The sequence below is a fragment of the Micromonospora sp. NPDC005173 genome, assembly GCF_040608515.1.
Lineage (GTDB): Bacteria > Actinomycetota > Actinomycetes > Mycobacteriales > Micromonosporaceae > Micromonospora.
On sequence record NZ_JBEXIK010000002.1, the window covers coordinates 347,060 to 364,847 of the forward strand.

Here is a 17,788-nt window from a genome sequence, read left to right on the forward strand (position 1 = left end):
CACACGACCGCCGGGCCCGGTCCAGCGGGCGGTACGCCCGGTCGGCTCAGCGGGCCGGACGGACCGTTCCGGTGACCTCGCCGAGGGCGATGGTGGTGCCGTCCGGGCCGGGTGCGGTGGCGGTGATGGTCACCGTGTCGCCGTCGACGAGGAAGGTGCGGCTCTCGTCGCCGAGCTTCACCGGCTCCGCCCCGCCCCAGGTCAGCTCCAGGAACGACCCGACCTGCCCCCGGTCCGGGCCGGAGACGGTGCCCGAGGCGTACAGGTCGCCGGTGCGCAGGGACGCGCCATTGACGGTGAGGTGGGCCAACTGCTGCGCTGGCGTCCAGTACATGGTGGCGAAGGGCGGCTCACTGACCCGCTCGCCGTTCCACTCAACCACCAGCCGGAGGTCCAGCCCCGCATGCGGCGCGTCACGCAGGTAGTCGACGACCGGCGGGTCCTGGTCGGGGGCCGGCACGAAGGCGTCGGCGAGCGCGTCCAGCGGCGTCACCCAGGCCGAGACCGAGGTCGCGAAGGACTTGCCCAGGAACGGGCCGAGCGGCTGGTACTCCCAGGCCTGGATGTCCCGGGCCGACCAGTCGTTGACCAGCACGACCCCGAACACGTGCTCGGCGAAGTCGTCGACGGACACCCGGGCGCCCAGCCGGCTGGGCACTCCGACCACGAAGCCGACCTCCGCCTCGATGTCGAGGCGTACCGACGGGCCGGTGACCGGACCCTCGGCGGAGGCGCGCTGGCCGCTCGGACGGATCACCGGCGTACCGGAGACCACCACCGTGCCAGCCCGCCCGTGGTAGCCGATCGGCAGGTGCTTCCAGTTGGGCAGCAGCGGCGGCTGGCCCGGGCGGAAGATCTGCCCGACGTTGGACGCGTGGTGCTCCGAGGAGTAGAAGTCGACGTAGTCGGCCACCTCGAAGGGAAGCAGCAACTTCACCTGGTCCAGCGGCACCAGCAGCGGCTCCACGGCCGCCCGGTGTGCCGGGTCGGTCAGCAGCTCGATGATCCGCTGCCGCACCGCCGTCCACTGCGGACGGCCCAGCGCCATGAACTCGTTCAGGGTGGGCCGCCCCAGCGCACCGGCGGCCAGCACCAGATCGGCGGCCTCCGCCCCGGCCAGGTCGAACACCCATGACCCGATCCGCACGCCGATCCGCGGCCGGCCCCCGTCCTGCCGGAAAACCCCGTACGGCAGGTTCGTCACCCCGTACGGCGAACCGTCAGCACCGGTCACCCAGGTCATGCGTCGTAGCCCCCGTTCACCAGCCCCAGCCGGATCAGATCGGTCAGTGGTTCCAGGATGCTGCACGAGCCGAAGCCGACCCAGAGCGGGCGGGGCACGTCCAGCCGCCCGTCCGTGCGCTCCAGCAGCGGGCGCGGGTCGACCACGGTCAGCAGCTCGGCGACCGCACCCACGCTGTCACCCTCGGCGGCCGCCAGCGTCGCGGCCAGCACGTTCGCGTACCCGTGGTGGGTGAAGCCGGTCTCCGGGTCAAGGTGCCGGACCGCCTGGTGCAGCCCGGCGGTGAGCTTGAACGGCAGGTTCCGGTCCCGGCAGGCGCAGATCACCGCGGCCAGCTCGGCCGGGGTGGGGAAGAGTTCGGCGGCCAGCCCGCCGGTGCGGAACTTGGCCGCGACCGGCACCCCGTCGTCCCGAGCGGCGGCGAGCGCGTCCAGCGCACCCATCAGGCCAAAGGTCAGCGGCAGCTCGGCGTAGACGGCCTCGACGCCCGGCATGGTGCCAGCCAGCCGGCGCAGCTCGCTGATGCCGGGCAGTGGGTCCTCGCCACGCCTGGCGACCGCCACCTCGACCTGGCGGGCGGTGACGCCGTCCGGTGCCAGGAACGAGAGCGCGAAGGGCAGGCCCCCGATCCCGGTGTCACCGATCACGCCCACCACCAGGCCCTCGGCCGGGTCGACGAGACCGCTCAGATCCCCTGCGGCAATGGTCGAGGCCGGGACCAGCAGCGGGCCGACCAGGTCGGCGTACCAGGCGGTGCGATGCCGGCGGTGGGCGGCCAGCGCATCGGGCAGCGCGGCGCTGCCCGGAGGGAAGACGGCGGCGTCGTCCACCAGGCCGTCGAGGAGTGCGGGCACCTGCGTTGACACGGAACAAGAATGTACGGGACGCTACAAGGAACGGACAACCGCGTCCGATAATCGGACGCCCCCGGCCGGTGAACGGGACATATGGGAGGCGAGATGCCGTACTACCGCAGCGTCGGCGAGGTGCCGCGCAAGCGCCACACCCAGTTCCGTCAGCCCGACGGCAGCCTCTACGCCGAGGAGCTGATGGGCCAGGAGGGTTTCTCCTCCGACTCGTCCCTGCTCTACCACCGGCACGCGCCCACCGCGATCCTGGCCGCCGACGAGTTCACCCCACCGGGGTTCGCCCGGACGCCGAACCTGCCGCTCAAGCCGCGCCACCTGCGCACCCACAAGCTCGACACCGGCGGTGCCGACCCAATCCTCGGCCGGCAGTACCTGCTCGCCAACGACGACGTGCGGATCGGTTACGTGCTCGCCGACCGGCCCTCGCCGCTGTTCCGCGACGCCACCGGCGACCACTGCCTCTACGTCGAGGCGGGCTCGCTGCGGGTCGAGTCCCCGTTCGGCGTGCTGGACGCGGTCGCCGGGGACTACGTCGTCATCCCCACCTCGACCATCCACCGGCTGGTGCCCACCGGCGAGCAGCCCGTCCGGCTGCTCACAATCGAGGCGGCCGGGCACATCGGCCCGCCCAAGCGCTACCTCTCGGTACGCGGCCAGTTCCTGGAGCACTCGCCGTACTGCGAGCGCGACGTCCGCGGCCCCGACGCCCCGCTGCTCGTCGACGGCGAGGAGGCGGAGGTGCTGGTCCGCCACCGGCGTGGTTGGACCCGTTACGTCTACGCCCACCACCCGTTCGACGTGGTCGGCTGGGACGGGCACCTCTACCCGTGGGCGTTCTCGATCCACGACTTCGAGCCGATCACCGGCCGGATCCACCAGCCCCCGCCGGTGCACCAGACTTTCCAGGGCCCCAACTTCGTCATCTGCTCGTTCGTGCCCCGCAAGGTCGACTACCACCCGGACTCGATCCCGGTGCCGTACAACCACCACAACGTCGACTCCGACGAGATGCTCTTCTACACCGGCGGCAACTACGAGGCCCGGCGCGGCTCCGGCATCGAGCAGGGCTCGATCTCACTGCACCCGTCCGGCTTCACACACGGCCCCCAGCCGGGTGCCGCCGAGCGCTCCATCGGCGCGGATTACTTCGACGAACTGGCCGTCATGGTCGACACCTTCCGCCCACTGGACCTCTGCGACGCGGCCCGTAGCTGCGAGGACGACGGCTACGCCTGGACCTGGGCGCGTCGGGCCTAGTCCCCTGGGCCTGGTCGAGCCAGGCGGCGCCCGTTGAGCTGCTGGTGGTCAGCGGATGGCGGTGCGGGTGAAGATGGCGAACTCGGCGACCGCGGTGGCGGCGATGGCCAGCACCAGCGGCCACGGCGAGCCGACCACCGCGTACACCAGCAGCAGCACCGGCGCGGCGGCCACCGCGTAGATCGCCAGGGCGAGCGTCCGGTCCGAGTGCAGCAGTTCGGGTAGGACGGTCCGCGTCAGCCCCGGCAGCCGGGCCGCGAGCTGCCAGACCACGACCCCGCCGGTGAGCGCGGCGAGCACCGCCAGGACACGGGAGAACCCGTCGCTCGCCGAGGCCGCGAACGCCACCAGCACCGCGGCCACCAGCGACCAGCCCGCGCCGTAGAGCACCAGGCGGTGCAGGCCGTAGGCGATGGTTCGCCCCGAGTCCATCCGTTTCGGGCTGATCGTGGCCGCCTCGGCGAGGTGCTCCAGCGCCTCCGACCAGCGGCGCTGCTCCAGCCGGATGACACCCACGTCGTGCCGGGCCTCGGCGAGGCGCGGGTCGAGCCGCAACGCCTCCCGGTAGGCCCGCTCGGCCAGGTCGAACAGCTCCAGCCGGGCGGCGACCAGGCCGAGCACCAGGTGCGCCTGCGGTTCCTCCGGGGCCAGTTCGACCCCGCGCCAGGCCGCGTTCAGCGCCGGCTGGCCGTTGCGCGCGCCGGCCAGGATCGCCGCCGCACTGCGTTGGGCGTACGCGTCCGCCGGGCCGAGCGCGAGGATCCGGTCGGCGGTCGCGGCCGACTCGGGGTAGCGCTCCAGATCGGCCAGCGCCATGCCCCTGGCGACCAGCGGTGGGAGCGCCTCGGGTGCGGCGGCCACGGCCGCGTCGGCGGTGGTGAGCGCATCAGCCGGCCGGCCGGCGGCCAGGTGCACCCGGGCCAGCATGGTGAGCGCGTCCGGGTCGTCGGGCTGCAGGGCGAGCCCGTAGGTCAGCTCCCCGGCCGCTTCGTCGTGGCGGCCGAGCTCGGCGAGGAGTTGGGCCCGCTGGAGATAGCCATCGGCGGCGGACCGGTCGGGGGCGGGGTCGCTGGACATCGCGGCGAGCCTAGGTGGCCGGGGCGTCGTACACCAGGGCCACCGCGATACCGGCCAGCCCCTCACCGCGGCCGGTGAAGCCCAACCCGTCGGTGGTGGCGGCGGAGACGGTGACCGGGGCTCCGACGGCGGCGGAGAGCACCCGCTGGGCCTCCTCGCGGCGCGGGCCGATCTTGGGGCGGTTGCCGACGATCTGCACGGACACGTTGCCGATGGCCAGGCCGGCGGCCCGGACCCGGCGGGCCGTCTCGGTCAGCAGGGCCACCCCGGACGCGCCGGCCCACTCCGGCTGGCCCACTCCGAAGGTGGAGCCGAGATCGCCGAGACCGGCGGCGGAGAGCAGTGCGTTGCAGGCGGCGTGCGCGGCCACGTCGGCGTCCGAGTGCCCGGCCAGGCCGTCCTGATCGGGCCACAGCAGGCCGGCCACCCAGCACGGCCGGTCGGGCGCGAACGCGTGCACGTCGGTGCCGACGGCCACCCGGGGAACGATCATGATCAGAGGGTACGCGTCAGCCGGCGGCGGCCAGCAGGTGCTCCGCCAGCGCCAGGTCGAACGGACGGGTGATCTTCAGCGCGTACTCCGAGCCCGGCACGCAGCTCACCGTGACGCCCTGCTTCTCGACCAGACCGGCGTCGTCGGTGAGCGGATCGCCGGCCGCGGCGTGCGCGGCGGTGAGCACGGACCGGCGGAAACCCTGCGGGGTCTGCACCGCGCGCAGGGCGGACCGGTCGACGGTGCCGAGCACCACCTCGCCGGCGCCGACCTCCTTGATCGTGTCGACGACCGGCAGCACCGGGATCACCGCGTCCCGCCCCTCGCGGACCGCCGCCGCGACGGATTCGACCAGCTCCGGCGGGGTGAGCGCCCGGGCGGCGTCGTGCACCAGGATGATCGCCGGACCGGCGGGCACCGCGGCCAGCGCGGCGGCCACCGACGCCTGCCGCTCCGCGCCGCCGGGCACCACGGTCACCGGCGCCACCGGAGCGAGCAGCTCGCGTACGGCCGTCACCTCGGTGGCCGGCGCGGCCACCACGATCGTGTGCACCGAGGGCGCTGCGGCCAGCCGGCGCACGGCGTGCACCAGCAACGACTCGCCAGCGAGCAGGCGCAGCGCCTTGGGTCGGCCGGGGCCGAGCCGTACGCCGGCACCCGCCGCAGGAACGAGGACCGCGACGTCACCGCGCGGATTGAGCTGCGCGGTCACGTCACGGTCCTCGGTGGTTTCTTCGCTACGAAGTGGGTACGACGATGCTGTGCGGACTAGGCCTCGGTGAGCACCTTGTCGAGCAGCATCTCCGCCTCGTCCTTGGTGCTCTTCTCCGCCAGCGCGACCTCGCCGACGAGAATGTCACGGGCCTTGGCGAGCATCCGCTTCTCACCCGCGGAAAGGCCCCGCTCCCGCTCCCGGCGCCACAGGTCACGGACGACCTCGGCGACCTTCAGCGGGTTTCCGGAGGCCAGCTTTTCCAGGTTGGCCTTGTAACGCCGCGACCAGTTGGTCGGCTCCTCGGTGTGCGGAGCCCGAAGAACGTCGAAGACAAGGCCGAGGCCCTCTTCGCCGACCACCTCGCGCACACCCACGATCTCGGCGTTCTCGGCCGGCACCCGGACCGTCAGGTCACCCTGAGCGACCCTCAGGACGAGGTACTGCTTGGGCTCGCCCTTGATGACCCGAGTCTCGATTGCCTCGATGAGTGCGGCCCCGTGGTGGGGGTAAACAACGGTCTCGCCGACACTGAAAACCATAGGTTCGAAACCCCTTTCGCTGTGTCTAGGGTAACACGCTCAGGCACCGATGTCTCACCGATGTCCTGACCGTTGGCGCAGCTCAGGGGCCCTGTGAGAGGTCTTGCTTCAGCTTGACAGGCGGTCAAACCAATGGTTTGAACACGCTCCGTAACGCACGGGTGACTTCCCGGTACGGGTGAACAGAACGTCGAGATCAAGGGCTATGCGCTCCCCCCATGGTATCCCTCCCGGCGGGACTGCGCCCAGATCTAGCGGGAGGTGCCCCCAGTGCGGGACGCTGGAGGCAGACCCGCACGCCGCTCTCGAGACGCTGTCAGGGGGTCCGATGGGCAAACCAGACGCAGAGGGCCAGGGGCCGTCCGACGGCCTGCCCGACCTGCCACCCGAGTGGGGTCGGGTCGTGGTGCCCGACGATGCCTCCGAGCTCGCCTACGAGGCGGCCCAGCTCCGCCGTGAACTGCGCCGGGCCCCCGGTCAACCCGGTGACGGCCCCCGGGCCCTGGCCCTGCCGCTGCTGGTCCTGCTGGTGGCGCTGCTCACCACGCTGGCCGGCCTGCTCGCGGTCACCTGGCCGCGCGCCAACCGCGGCGCCGACCGCCCGACCCCCGCTCCCTACTCACCACCCGCCGCCCTCACCGGGCGGGCGCTGCCCGCACTGGACCTGGTCGACGCCGGCCAGGCGCCGGTGCCGCTGCGCGGCCTACTGCCCGCCATGATCATCTTGGTGGACGGCTGCACCTGCCCGGACCGGGTCGCCGAGGCGGTGGTGGCGGCGCCCGCCGGGGTGGCCGTGGTCACCGTCACCGGAGGGCGGACGGTGCCGGCCCCACCGCCGACCAGACGAGACGCACGCGCGCTGGCCGATCCCGCCGGCGGCCTGCGCTCGTTCGTGGGCCAGCCGGCCCGCTCCGGCACCGCGACCGGACTGCTGGTCGACCGAACCGGCGTGGTGACCCGCGTGCTGCCCGAGCTGGGCCCGGTCGACGCGTACCGCGCGGACCTGACCGCCCTCGCCGCCTGACGCGGCCGTCCGTCGCTGGACGGACGGGTTGCCGGGACCGGTGCACCCACGGTCAGGGCAGCGCGGCCAGTTGCGCCTCGACCTCGACCGGCTGCTCCCCCGCCGTCGACAGCGACACCCGGATCAGCCCGCCGGTGGTGTCCACCTCGCTGACGCTGACCGTGCCGTCGCAGTCGACCCGGGGCGACCCGGCGATCTGGGCGCCGGTGATCACCAGCAGCATGGCACCCGGCCCGGTGCACCGGTACTGGAGCAGATAGCGGGCGCCGTCGTCGGCGGACTGCCGGGTCACGGGCTGCCCCGGGGTCAGCGTCGCCCGCTCCCGCCAGATCGTCTCGCTGAACCGGGGCAGCCCACCCGACGCGTCCCCCTGGAAGAAGAACTCGCCCGAATCACCGTCGATGTCGGTGATCCAGCCCGTCTCCGGGTCGATCGACACCCCCGGCGCGCGTCGCACCTCGGTGGCCTCGCCCGTCTCGGGATCCACCAGCGCCGTCACCCCCTCACCCGGCACACCGCTGGCCATGACGCGGTCCAGTGCCGTGCTGACGGTCGGCCCAGCGGTCGGAGCGGCCGTCGCCGGATCAGCCGTCGGGGCGGGAGCAGCGGCCCGCCACCACCAACCGCCGACGGCCAGGGCAGCCAGGGCCACCCCGGCCAGCACCGCCGACCGCAGCCGATCATCCGCCTCCGAATCCATGCGGCGAGCGTACCGGCCGGGCTGCGGGACGCTCAGCCCTGTCGATCCAGCAGGGCGGCGTACAGGGTGAGGCCGGGACCGAACGCCAGCATGACGATCCGTCGAGGCGCCGACGCCGCGCGGCTCAACCGGTCCAGGATCAGCAGCACGGTAGGAGACGAGCAGTTGCCGTGCTCGTCGAGCGTCGCCCGGGACGCCGCCAACGCCTGCGGCGGCAGGGCCAACTCCCGCTCGACCACGTTGAGGATCCGCGGCCCGCCCGGGTGCACCGCCCAACCGTCCACCTCGGAGCCGGTGGTGCCATGCCGGGCCAACAGATCGTCGACCAGCCCACGGACATGCCTGGAGAGCACCTGCGGCACCTTCGGCGACAACCCCATCCGGAAGCCGGTGTCGGTGACGTCCCAGGTCATGTGGTCGGCGGTGGACGTGTCGGTCACCGCCGTGACCTCGCGCAGCGCGTACCCCGGGCCGCCCGGCACCACCACGGCGGCGACCGCGGCGTCCGAGAAGAGTGCGTGCGAGACGATCTGCTGGGTGTCCACCCGGGCGCTGGACGGCTGGATGTGCAGGCTCGTCAGCTCCGCGCAGAGCAGCAGCGCCGGACGACCCCGTGCGGTGACGAAGTCGCTCGCCGCGCCCAGCCCCGGCAGCGCCGCGTAGCAGCCCATGTGGCCGACGAACATCCGCTGGGTGTCCGGGGCCATGCCGAGGTCCCGGGCGAGCAGGATGTCCAGCCCAGGGGTGGCGTACCCGGTGCAGGAACAGACGATGAACAAACCGATGTCACCGGCACCCAGCCCGGCAGCGGTCAACGCGCGGCCGACCGCCTCCTTGCCCAGCGGCAGCGCCTCAACCTGGTAGCGGCGCATCCGTCGCTCGGTCGGCCAGTCCGAGGCGTCCTCCAGCAGGGGATTGACCGCCGCCTGCCGCCGCGTCACGCCCGAGTTCGCGAAGATCCGCTGGGCCAACGACCGGGTGGTGCCGGAGAAGTGCCGGGAGAAGAAGCCCTCCCACAACTCGTCCTGTGAAGCGGACGGCGGTTGCGCCGTCCCGAGCCCCGCGATCACTGGTACGGACACGATCCCCACCTCTCGTCCGACGCTGTCCTCCCCCTTGCCGTCCCGCCGGCCACCCGCCCGGCCCATCCCCCGTGGCAGTCGAGCCGCTGCGGCTCACCAACGCGGGGCCGATCCGTCGCGGTCCGGGTCTCCGCCCAACGCGGCGATGCCGAGCCAGTCGGCGCAGACGTCCGAGGTGGCCGGATGCAGTGAGCCACAGCGGGCGTCCCGGTAGAGCCGCTCCAACGGATGGCCGCGCCGGGTCGCCGAGGTGCCCGCCGCCTCCAGCATCGACGCCGCCACCTCGGCGGCCGTGGTGCCGGCCAGCAGCTTCGCCCGCCACACCCAGCGGTTGGTCTCCGCGTCGCCCGGCGTCTCGTCCACACGACGGGCCGCCTCGGCCACCACCAGTTGGGCCGCCGCCGTCGCCGCGTCCGCCCGCCCCAGCCGGGCCCGCACCGCCGGCAGGCCGGCCAGATTGCGGGCGTTGAGATGCTCGACCGCCGCGTCGATCGCCGCCCGGGCCACCCCGACGTAGACCGCCGCGTAGCTCGCCACCAGCCAGTGGGGCATCAGCTGGGCGACCACCAGGGCCAACCCCTCCACCCCGCCGAGCAGCCGGTCGGCCGGCACCGTGACGTCCAGGTGCAGGTCATGGGAGGAGGTTGCGCGCATGCCGAGCGCGTCCCAGGTCGGCTCGACGGTCAGCCCGTCCGGGCCGGACGGCACCAGGAACTGGGAGACCACCGACTGGTCGGCGGAACTGCGCGCGGCCACCAGGTAGCCATCGGCGTGCCCGGCACCGGAGCAGAAGGTCTTGCTGCCCTTGAGGTGCCAGCCCTCGTCGGTCGCCTCGTAGACCGTGCTCAGCTGGGAGAGCCGTGCACCCGCGCCGCGCTCACTCATGGCGACCGCGTACCAGGAGCCGTGCGCCGCGGCGGTGAGCAGCCGGTCCCGGGCGGCCAGCGCCTCGTCCGGCACACCCAGCGCCTCGGCCAACTCCTCGGTGACCGCGCCGAGCGCACCCGTCACCGAGGCGTGCATGTTGAACACCAGGGCGGTGGCGCCGTTGCCCCGGGCAAGCTCGGTAGCCACCGCGGCGTACTCGGCGAAGCTGGCGCCCAGGCCACCCAGCGCCCGGGGCACCATCAGCCCGAACAGGCCGGCCTCCCGCAGGTCACGAAAGTCCTCGACCGGAAAGGAGCCGTCCCGGTCGTGCTCCGCCGCTCGCGCGGCGAACCGCGGCGCCAACCGGCGGGCCGCCTCCAGCGCGTGCACCGTCATATCGCCCCCTCCTCGGCGTCCCATACCCCCGCCACGGCCCGACTATCCGTTGCGGACCCCCCGGCCCTGGTACAGCACTGCGGTGGACCAGGTCGGCACGATGCGTGGGGCACGGCCGGCGGCCGCGCCGGGCGTCCGAGACGCGCGAGCCCGCCGCAGCAGCCAGGCGAGCATGCCACCGAACTGGGGTCGGATGCCGCGCAACCGCAGCTCGACACCGTGTCGCGCGCACTCGGTCACCAGCGCGTGGGCGTCCACGAACAACTGTGGATCGTGGATGCCGCGCGGCACCGCCGGCAGGCGCTCCGCGATTCGCACCGCGACCAGACGGGCCAGCACCGTGTCGTTCAGAGTGTCCAGCACCAGTACGCCGCCCGGGCGCAGCAGCCGGCACGCCTCGGCCACCGCGCGCGGCCAGGCCGGCACATGTTCCAGCAGCTCACCGGCGGAGACCACATCGGCGCAGCCGTCGGGGAGCGGGACCGCGGTGACGTCGGCCTGGAGCACGCGTACCCCGTGCTCCGCGGCCTGGACCAGCGCCGAACGGGTCAGGTCGACGCCGACGTGCCGGTATCCCTTGCCGGCCAGGTGTGGCGCGAGCAGCCCGGCACCGCAGCCCAGGTCGACCAGGAGCGCGTCGGGGCGGGTGGCGGGCGGCACCATCGCCGCGCGGGCCTCGGCCAGCCAGTGCAGCATCGCGAACGCGCCATCCGGCCGCCACCACTCGCCGGCCAGGTCGTCGTACTGGCGCGGATCGTTACGCGGCAGCACCCGGGGGCCGGTGGACGCCGCGGCCGCAGCCACGTCTCGCATGGCACCGAGCGTGGCACGACTGCTCGGTAACGACCAGACTTCCCTTATGTCGTCGAGGGTGTTAGGGCTGGTCAGGGCGAGCCATCCGGAACCGGCCGCAGCGGTGACCACGGTGGCCGGTCTGCTGGCCTGGGGAGTGGGGCACCGGCCCGCCGGAATCGCCTCGGTGGTGCTCGCCGTGCTGGCCAGCCAGCTCGCCGTGGGCTGGACCAACGACGCGCTGGACGCCGAGCGGGATGCCACGGTGGGGCGTACCGACAAGCCGGTCGCCGCCGGCGCGGTCAGCCGACGCACCACGGCCTGGGCCGCGACGGCGGCCGCGGTGGCCTGCCCGCTGCTGGCGCTGACCACCAACCCCACGGCAGCGTTCTGGCTCACCGTCGCCCTGGTCTCCGCGCTGCTCTACGACTGGCCGCTCAAGGCCACCGCCTTCTCGGTGCTGCCGTACGCGGTCTCCTTCGGCGCGCTGCCCGCCTTCGTGGTGCTGGCGCTGCCCGGTGAGCCGACCCCGCCGGCCTGGCTGCTGGCCGCAGGTGCCTGCCTGGGCGCCGGCGCGCACTTCGCCAACGTGCTCCCCGACCTGGCCGACGACGCCCGCACCGGGGTGCGTGGCCTGCCGCACCGACTGGGTGCGGCAGGCAGCCGGGTGGCCGCGGCCGCGCTGCTGCTCGCGGCAACCGCGGCCCTGGTGCTCGGGCCGCCCGGGCCGCCGTCGGCGATCGGGGTGGCGGCGATCGGCACGGCCGCCGTGGTGCCGCCGCTGAGCTGGTACGCCGGACGCTCGGCGGTCCGGGCCGGACGGCGGCCGGTGGCCGCCTTCCGCGCGGTGATGCTGGTGGCCCTCATCGACGTGGTCCTGCTGGTGGCGAGCGGTCGGGTGGTGTGACCGGTACCCGGGGAGGTGGCATTGCCGGGTCCGCGTGCGGGCCTCGATCAGCCCCAACTACCCTGGAGCGCGGTCTGCGCGGGTATGGCCACCGTGCCCGGCGTGCGGCCGGGTGGGGATCGTGACGAGGAGGACCGACGTGACGCGCTCGATCAGGGGATCCCGGCGGGCGGCCCTGCTGCTGTCCGGGATTGCGGCGGCCACCAGCCTGCTGGTGTCCGGGTGCGGCGCCGGCCAGATCGCCGAGACCGCCAAGAAGGCGCCGTCGGTCCAGGGCGTCAACCTCTCGGCCGGCAACGGCGCCTTCGCGGTACGCGGCCTGCTGGTCGAGTACCCGGGCGTCGAGGGCTACCGGGCCGGGCAGGACGCCGCGCTCAACGCCGTGATCTACAACGACTCGAAGGAAACGGTGACGGTCACCGTCACCACCGAGAGCGCCCGCGAGGTGGTGATCAGCGGCGGCTCGGCGAGCGCGTCGCCGTCCGCCTCGGCGTCGCCCTCCGCCAGCCCGTCCGCCTCCGAGTCCGGTACGCCCAGCCCGTCGGCCTCCGAGTCCGGCTCGGCCAGCCCTTCGGCGACCCCGTCCGAGACCGGGTCGTCCTCGGCCACCCCGTCCGCCCCGGAGTCGGCGCGGGCGTCGGGCTCGGCCAGCCCCTCCACCCCGGGGGAGCCCGCCCGCATCGAGCTGGCACCGCTGAGCTACCTCCAGCTCAACTCCGAGGCCACCACGCAGCTCCGGCTGATCGGCCTGACCGAGGCGCTGCGCTCCGGCCAGAACGTCTTCGTGACCTTCGACTTCGGCAACGGCAACGCGGTGACCGGCCCCGCGCCGATCGCGGTGCCGCTCACCCCCGCGGCACCCCCGTCGCCGATCATCGAGCGCGAGGGTGGCTACGAGGGTGAGGAAGAGGGCGGCTCCGGCCACGGCTGACCAAACCCCGGCATCGACAAACACCCCGGCGTGGTGACCACCACGCCGGGGTGTTTTCGTCGTACGCGAGGGCTAGCGTCCTGATGTGACCACCTCCCGATCGACCTCTCCGCGCGGCGGCACGGCCAGTGGCGCCCGCGGTCGGTCCACCGCCCGCGAGCCGCGTCCGGCCTACGAGTGCGACGCCTGCGGCCACCAGCCCCCCAAGTGGGTCGGGCGCTGCCCGGAGTGCGGCGAGTGGGGCGCGGTGGTCGAGAGCACGGTGACCGGTCCGACGGTTTCCGGTCGGGTGGTCAGCTCCCGGCTGCCGGCCGAGCCGGCTCGGCCGATCGCCACCATCAGCGCCGCGCCGGCCCGCGCCCGGCCCACCGGGGTGAGTGAGCTCGACCGGGTGCTCGGTGGCGGCCTGGTCCCGGGCGCGGTGGTGCTGCTCGCCGGCGAGCCCGGCGTGGGCAAGTCGACCCTGCTGCTGGACGTGGCGCAGCAGTGGGCCGCCGGCTCCGGCACCCCCTCGCTGGTGGTCAGCGGGGAAGAGTCGGTCAGTCAGGTGCGGCTGCGCGCCGAGCGGATGGGCACCCTGCACGACCAGCTCTACCTGGCTGCGGAGAGCGACCTGGCGGCGGTGCTGGGGCACCTCGACGCGGTCAAGCCCGGCCTGCTGGTGCTCGACTCGGTGCAGACCATCTCGACCACCGCCAGCGAGGGGGTTCCCGGTGGCGTGACCCAGGTCCGGGCGGTCACCGCCGCGCTGGTCGCGGTGGCCAAGGAGCGGGGCATCGCCACCGTGCTGGTCGGGCACGTCACCAAGGACGGCCAGGTGGCCGGGCCCCGGGTGCTGGAGCACCTGGTCGACGTGGTGCTGCACTTCGAGGGTGACAAGCACTCCTCGCTGCGGCTGGTGCGCGGCGTCAAGAACCGGTTCGGCGCGGCTGACGAGGTGGGCTGCTTCGAGATGCACGAGGGCGGCATCAGCAGCCTGGCCGACCCGTCCGGGCTGTTCCTGACCCGCTACTCGGAGCCGGTGCCGGGCACCTGCGTGACCGTGGCGATGGAGGGGCGCCGTGCCCTGGTCACCGAGGTGCAGGCGCTGATCGGCGCGACGGTGGCCGGCTCACCCCGACGCACCGTCTCCGGCCTCGACTCAGCCCGGTTGGCAATGGTTCTCGCGGTGCTGCAACGCCGCACCGAGCGGCTGACCCTGCATGACCGGGAGGTCTTCGCGGCCACCGTGGGCGGCATCCGGGTCGTCGAGCCGGCCGCCGACCTGGCGGTCGCGTTGGCGGTCGCCTCGGGCGGGCTCAACCTGGCCATCGCGCCGCACCTGGTGGCGATCGGTGAGGTGGGGCTGACCGGCGAGGTGCGCCGGGTCGGGGCGGTGCCGCGCCGGCTGGCCGAGGCGGCTCGGCTGGGGTTCAAGGTGGCCCTGGTCCCGCCCGGTTGCGGCCCGGCCAGCACCGGTGCCGGCCCTGAGCAGATGCGGGTGACCGAGGTCACCGATGTCCGCTCGGCCCTGCACCATGCGGCCCGCGCGTCCGCCGAGTGACCCACCGTGTCGACGTGGAGGGCGATACCGGACAGCGCGCCGCAAGCGGGAAACGGTTGGAAGGGCGGCATCGTGACACATCACAGTAACCACGACAGCACCCACCGCACCGCAGTCCGTAGACTGTGCCCGTGCCGATCGACCGCGATACCACCAAGCCTGCCGGCGCGCCGCCTCACGCCCGCACCGGTGGCATGGGCTCGCCCGCCCGCCCGATCAGCGTGAACGTGACCGCGGGTGCCACCGGGAGCGCCGGGGATCCGCTGCGCGCCAACCTCGCCCTGATGGCACCCGGCACCGCGCTGCGCGACGGGTTGGAGCGCATCCTGCGCGGCCGCACCGGCGCGCTCATCGTGCTCGGTTACGACAAGATCGTCGAGGGTCTGTGCACCGGCGGCTTCCCGCTGGACGTGGAGTTCTCCGCGACCCGGGTGCGGGAGCTGTGCAAGATGGACGGCGCCGTGGTGCTCTCCAGCGATGGCACCCGGATCGTGCGGGCAGCGGTGCACCTGATGCCCGACCCGTCCATCCCGACGGAGGAGTCCGGCACCCGGCACCGCACCGCCGAGCGGGTGGCCCGGCAGACCGGCTACCCGGTCATCTCGGTCAGCCAGTCGATGCGCATCATCAGTCTCTACGTCAACGGTCAGCGGCACGTGCTCGACGACTCGGCGGCCATCCTCTCCCGGGCCAACCAGGCGCTGGCCACGCTGGAGCGCTACAAGCTCCGGCTGGACGAGGTCTCCGGGACGCTCTCCGCACTGGAGATCGAGGATCTCGTCACCGTGCGGGACGCGGTGGCGGTGGTGCAGCGGCTGGAGATGGTCCGCCGGATCGCCGACGAGATCGCCGGTTACGTGGTCGAGCTGGGCACCGACGGCCGACTGCTCGCACTCCAGCTCGACGAGCTGATGGCCGGCGTGGACGCCGACCGGACACTGGTCATCCGGGATTACCTGCCGGTCGGCCGCAAGTCCCGCACCCTGGACGAGGCGCTGGTCGAGTTGGATCTGCTCGGCGCGACCGAGCTGATCGACCTGGTGGCGGTGGCCAAGGCGATCGGTTACCCCGCCGCATCGGACGCACTGGACGCCGCCGTCAGCCCCCGCGGATTCCGGCTGCTGGCCAAGGTGCCCCGACTGCCGGTGCCGGTGGTCGACCGCCTGGTGGTGCACTTCGGCAGCCTCCAGCGGCTGCTGGGCGCGACGGTGGAGGACCTGCAGGCCGTCGAGGGGGTTGGTGATGCCCGGGCCCGGGGCGTCCGCGAGGGGCTGTCCCGGCTCGCCGAGGCATCGATCCTGGAGCGGTACGTCTGACCCGGCTCAGCCGGTGATGGTGATCTTCAGCGGTGCGCTCAACTTGGTGCCGACCCGGGCGAACACCTGGTACGTCCCGGCCGGCGGGAAGGGCCCGGCAGCCAGCCCGCTGTTGTCGCACCGGGTGGTGTCCCGTCCGTTCCAGCCCACCTGGTAGGAGCGCACGAAGTTGGGGGTGAAGGACTGCACGTCCGACCCCTTCACCTTGCCGCAGGTGTCCGACGACCAGATCTTCTCGGCACCGGACTTGATGAAGATCTCCTGGAGATCGGCGCCGACGTTCCGGCTGCACGTCCGGTCCGACGTGTTCCTGATCTTGAGCTGAAGGTCGACCACCGCCCCGCGCTGCACCGAGGTGGGCTGCGCCACCGAGGTCACGCTGATCTCCGCGTCGGTGCAGGTGCCGTCGTCCACCGATCCGGCGGCCGCGTCCGGCGGCACCACGTTGCTGGTGATCTCGGGGCTCGGCTCCCCCGTATCAGGATCGGCGGACCCGGACGCTGGCGGAGCCCCGGTCTGCGGTGTCAGCACCGACCCCCCGGGACCCGGGGTCGCGGCGGACGTCGGAGTCGCCCCCGCCTGCGGTTTGCCGCCCGAGCGGCCCGAGCCGGTGCAGGAATAGAGCAGGACAATCAGGAAGAGAAGCCCCGCTCCGAGTACGACGACACGACGCCGCCAGTACACGGCGGGTGGCAGGGGGCCGACCGTCAGACGCATGATGCCCCCCACCGTAGCGGCGCGGTCCCCGCCAGGCCGGCGCGACGCGCCGGAACGTCACCGACTCGACCCACCGCGCGTCCACTAAGGACGGACAAGTCGATCGTCCCGTGCCCGATCAGAGGTAGACCTTGCGCTGATAGACCGCATGCGCGCCGGCCACCCGGTCCAGGAAGAGCAGCCCGGCGCAGTGGTCGATCTCGTGCTGCAACGCCCGCGCCTCGAAGCCGTCGGTCACCAGCCGGACCGGCTCCCCGGTGCCCGGCAGGTCCCCCTCCACCACCAGCCGGCTGGCACGCTTCACGTCCCCGGTCAGGGCCGGCACCGACATGCACCCCTCCCGGCCCGGCTTCCACCGGGTCGCCTCGACCACCCGGGCGTTGCAGAGCACGAAGGTGCCGTGCACGGTGACCGCCTTCGGATGCCCGGTGACATCGACAGCGAAGACCCGGGCACCCACCCCGATCTGCGGTGCGGCCAGCCCGACGCAGCCCGGCGAGACCCGCATCGTGGCGACCAGGTCGGCGGCCAGCCGGACCGTCTCCTCGGCGGTCGGATCGACCTCACCGCCGACCCGACTCAGGACCGGGTGCGGGGCCGACACCACCGGCCGCACCTCGCCCGGCACTGCCAGCGACTCCGGCGTCCAGTCGCCCAAACCGGCGTACGTCTCGACGTCCCGGCCGGTGTCCGCCCCGCTCCGCTCGCCGGTCACAGCAGGTCCGGATCCGCCGGCCGGAGGGTCACCTCGACGCCCAACTCGGTGGCCGTACGGTGCAGCCGGCCGATCAACGTGTCGGCGACTCCAGCCGGCAACTCGACCTCGGCCAGCACCACGTAGAGCGAGCCGGCCAACCGGGTGCTCAGGTCGGTGACGTTCCCGCCGGCGTCCACCAGCACCCGGGTCATCGCCGCGACGATGCCCATCCGGTCCGACCCGTGCACCGCCATCACGTACGGCTCGCCCACCGGAGGCACCTCGGCGTCCGGGGTGACCGCGCGTACCGTCGCCAACAGCTGACCCTCGGCGGCCAGCGGCGCCAGCGCGGCCTCGACGTCGGCGGCGGCCGGGCCGGTGCAGATGAGGGTCATCGCGAAATGCCCCCGCAGCCGGGTCATCGTGCTGTCGGTGAGATTCGCGCCCAGTCGGGCCAGCACCTCCGCGACGTCGGCCACGATGCCCGGCCGGTCCCGGCCGATGACGGTGATCGCGAGCTCGTTCATCCGCGCATTCTGCCCGATCCGTCCGCTGCCGCAGTGGCACCCCGCCCGAGCCGCCCATCCAGCGGGAATGCGCCGCGTGACATCATCGACGACGCG

At 73.4% G+C, this 17,788-nt stretch carries 19 protein-coding genes; 6 read left to right on the forward strand and 13 right to left on the reverse strand.

The window, feature by feature from the left end; all coding sequences use genetic code 11:
• Positions 1-46 precede the first annotated feature (46 nt).
• Both fahA and ABZV00_RS04680 read right to left on the reverse strand, forming a co-directional pair.
• Complete coding sequence (gene fahA / locus ABZV00_RS04675) at positions 47-1,243, reverse strand: fumarylacetoacetase (RefSeq protein ID WP_355601847.1); 1,197 nt, start codon at positions 1,241-1,243, stop codon at positions 47-49.
• The gene (locus tag ABZV00_RS04680) at positions 1,240-2,109 is read right to left on the reverse strand and encodes a hypothetical protein (RefSeq protein ID WP_355601849.1); all 870 of its coding nucleotides are present in this window, start codon (positions 2,107-2,109) and stop codon (positions 1,240-1,242) included. The genes fahA and ABZV00_RS04680 overlap by 4 nt, the downstream gene beginning before the upstream one ends.
• Positions 2,110-2,202: 93 nt before the next feature.
• On the opposite strand from ABZV00_RS04680, the gene ABZV00_RS04685 reads away from it, so the two are divergent.
• Entirely contained in the window at positions 2,203-3,369 is a 1,167-nt protein-coding gene (locus ABZV00_RS04685; RefSeq protein WP_355601851.1) for a homogentisate 1,2-dioxygenase domain-containing protein, read from the forward strand.
• 48 nt (positions 3,370-3,417) lie between these two features.
• On the opposite strand, the gene ABZV00_RS04690 is transcribed toward ABZV00_RS04685, so the two are convergent.
• The 4 genes from ABZV00_RS04690 to ABZV00_RS04705 are packed head-to-tail and all read right to left on the reverse strand — an operon-like array spanning position 3,418 to position 6,193.
• Positions 3,418-4,446: a tetratricopeptide repeat protein gene (locus ABZV00_RS04690; RefSeq protein ID WP_355601853.1), complete on the reverse strand. Its 1,029-nt coding sequence runs from the start codon at positions 4,444-4,446 to the stop codon at positions 3,418-3,420.
• 10 nt (positions 4,447-4,456) lie between these two features.
• Positions 4,457-4,942 carry a 2-C-methyl-D-erythritol 2,4-cyclodiphosphate synthase gene (ispF, locus tag ABZV00_RS04695; protein ID WP_328426137.1) on the reverse strand — a complete coding sequence of 162 codons (486 nt, stop codon included), beginning with the start codon at positions 4,940-4,942 and terminating at the stop codon, positions 4,457-4,459.
• A 13-nt stretch (positions 4,943-4,955) separates the two neighbouring features.
• Positions 4,956-5,651: a 2-C-methyl-D-erythritol 4-phosphate cytidylyltransferase gene (ispD, locus tag ABZV00_RS04700; RefSeq protein WP_355601855.1), complete on the reverse strand. Its 696-nt coding sequence runs from the start codon at positions 5,649-5,651 to the stop codon at positions 4,956-4,958.
• Positions 5,652-5,707: 56 nt separating this feature from the next.
• Positions 5,708-6,193 (reverse strand): CarD family transcriptional regulator, encoded by a 486-nt coding sequence (locus ABZV00_RS04705; protein ID WP_328421148.1) that lies wholly within the window; start codon positions 6,191-6,193, stop codon positions 5,708-5,710.
• Between the two features lie 328 nt (positions 6,194-6,521).
• Here ABZV00_RS04705 and ABZV00_RS04710 point away from each other — a divergent pair, with 328 nt between their 5' ends.
• On the forward strand, positions 6,522-7,217 hold the full coding sequence (locus ABZV00_RS04710) for a hypothetical protein (protein WP_355601856.1): 696 nt from the start codon (positions 6,522-6,524) through the stop codon (positions 7,215-7,217).
• A gap of 52 nt (positions 7,218-7,269) precedes the next feature.
• Here the strand turns inward: ABZV00_RS04710 and ABZV00_RS04715 are convergent, their stop codons facing one another.
• The 4 genes from ABZV00_RS04715 to ABZV00_RS04730 form a co-directional block, all read right to left on the reverse strand.
• Positions 7,270-7,917 (reverse strand): hypothetical protein, encoded by a 648-nt coding sequence (locus tag ABZV00_RS04715; protein ID WP_355601857.1) that lies wholly within the window; start codon positions 7,915-7,917, stop codon positions 7,270-7,272.
• Between the two features lie 32 nt (positions 7,918-7,949).
• Positions 7,950-9,008, reverse strand: coding sequence for a type III polyketide synthase (locus tag ABZV00_RS04720; protein WP_355601858.1), 1,059 nt, complete (start codon positions 9,006-9,008; stop codon positions 7,950-7,952).
• Between the two features lie 84 nt (positions 9,009-9,092).
• Positions 9,093-10,262, reverse strand: a complete 1,170-nt coding sequence (locus tag ABZV00_RS04725) for an acyl-CoA dehydrogenase family protein (RefSeq protein WP_355601859.1) — start codon at positions 10,260-10,262, stop codon at positions 9,093-9,095.
• Between the two features lie 42 nt (positions 10,263-10,304).
• Positions 10,305-11,075 (reverse strand): methyltransferase domain-containing protein, encoded by a 771-nt coding sequence (locus ABZV00_RS04730; RefSeq protein WP_328421158.1) that lies wholly within the window; start codon positions 11,073-11,075, stop codon positions 10,305-10,307.
• On the opposite strand from ABZV00_RS04730, the gene ABZV00_RS04735 reads away from it, so the two are divergent.
• The 4 genes from ABZV00_RS04735 to disA all read left to right on the forward strand — a co-directional run bounded on the left by ABZV00_RS04735 (position 11,074) and on the right by disA (position 15,751).
• The gene (locus tag ABZV00_RS04735) at positions 11,074-11,961 is read left to right on the forward strand and encodes a UbiA family prenyltransferase (RefSeq protein WP_355601860.1); all 888 of its coding nucleotides are present in this window, start codon (positions 11,074-11,076) and stop codon (positions 11,959-11,961) included. The genes ABZV00_RS04730 and ABZV00_RS04735 overlap by 2 nt on opposite strands.
• Positions 11,962-12,100: 139 nt before the next feature.
• Positions 12,101-12,892, forward strand: a complete 792-nt coding sequence (locus tag ABZV00_RS04740; protein WP_355601861.1) for a hypothetical protein — start codon at positions 12,101-12,103, stop codon at positions 12,890-12,892.
• 85 nt (positions 12,893-12,977) lie between these two features.
• Positions 12,978-14,435: a DNA repair protein RadA gene (gene radA, locus ABZV00_RS04745; RefSeq protein WP_328421164.1), complete on the forward strand. Its 1,458-nt coding sequence runs from the start codon at positions 12,978-12,980 to the stop codon at positions 14,433-14,435.
• A gap of 131 nt (positions 14,436-14,566) precedes the next feature.
• Positions 14,567-15,751: a DNA integrity scanning diadenylate cyclase DisA gene (gene disA, locus ABZV00_RS04750; protein ID WP_328421167.1), complete on the forward strand. Its 1,185-nt coding sequence runs from the start codon at positions 14,567-14,569 to the stop codon at positions 15,749-15,751.
• Positions 15,752-15,757: 6 nt separating this feature from the next.
• On the opposite strand, the gene ABZV00_RS04755 is transcribed toward disA, so the two are convergent.
• The 3 genes from ABZV00_RS04755 to ABZV00_RS04765 form a co-directional block, all read right to left on the reverse strand.
• Entirely contained in the window at positions 15,758-16,468 is a 711-nt protein-coding gene (locus ABZV00_RS04755; protein WP_355601864.1) for a hypothetical protein, read from the reverse strand.
• Between the two features lie 118 nt (positions 16,469-16,586).
• Positions 16,587-17,183, reverse strand: coding sequence for a peptide deformylase (locus tag ABZV00_RS04760; RefSeq protein WP_355601866.1), 597 nt, complete (start codon positions 17,181-17,183; stop codon positions 16,587-16,589).
• Entirely contained in the window at positions 17,180-17,692 is a 513-nt protein-coding gene (locus ABZV00_RS04765) for an ACT domain-containing protein (protein ID WP_328421173.1), read from the reverse strand. Before ABZV00_RS04765 ends, ABZV00_RS04760 begins: the two co-directional genes overlap by 4 nt.
• Between the last annotated feature and the right edge of the window lie 96 nt (positions 17,693-17,788).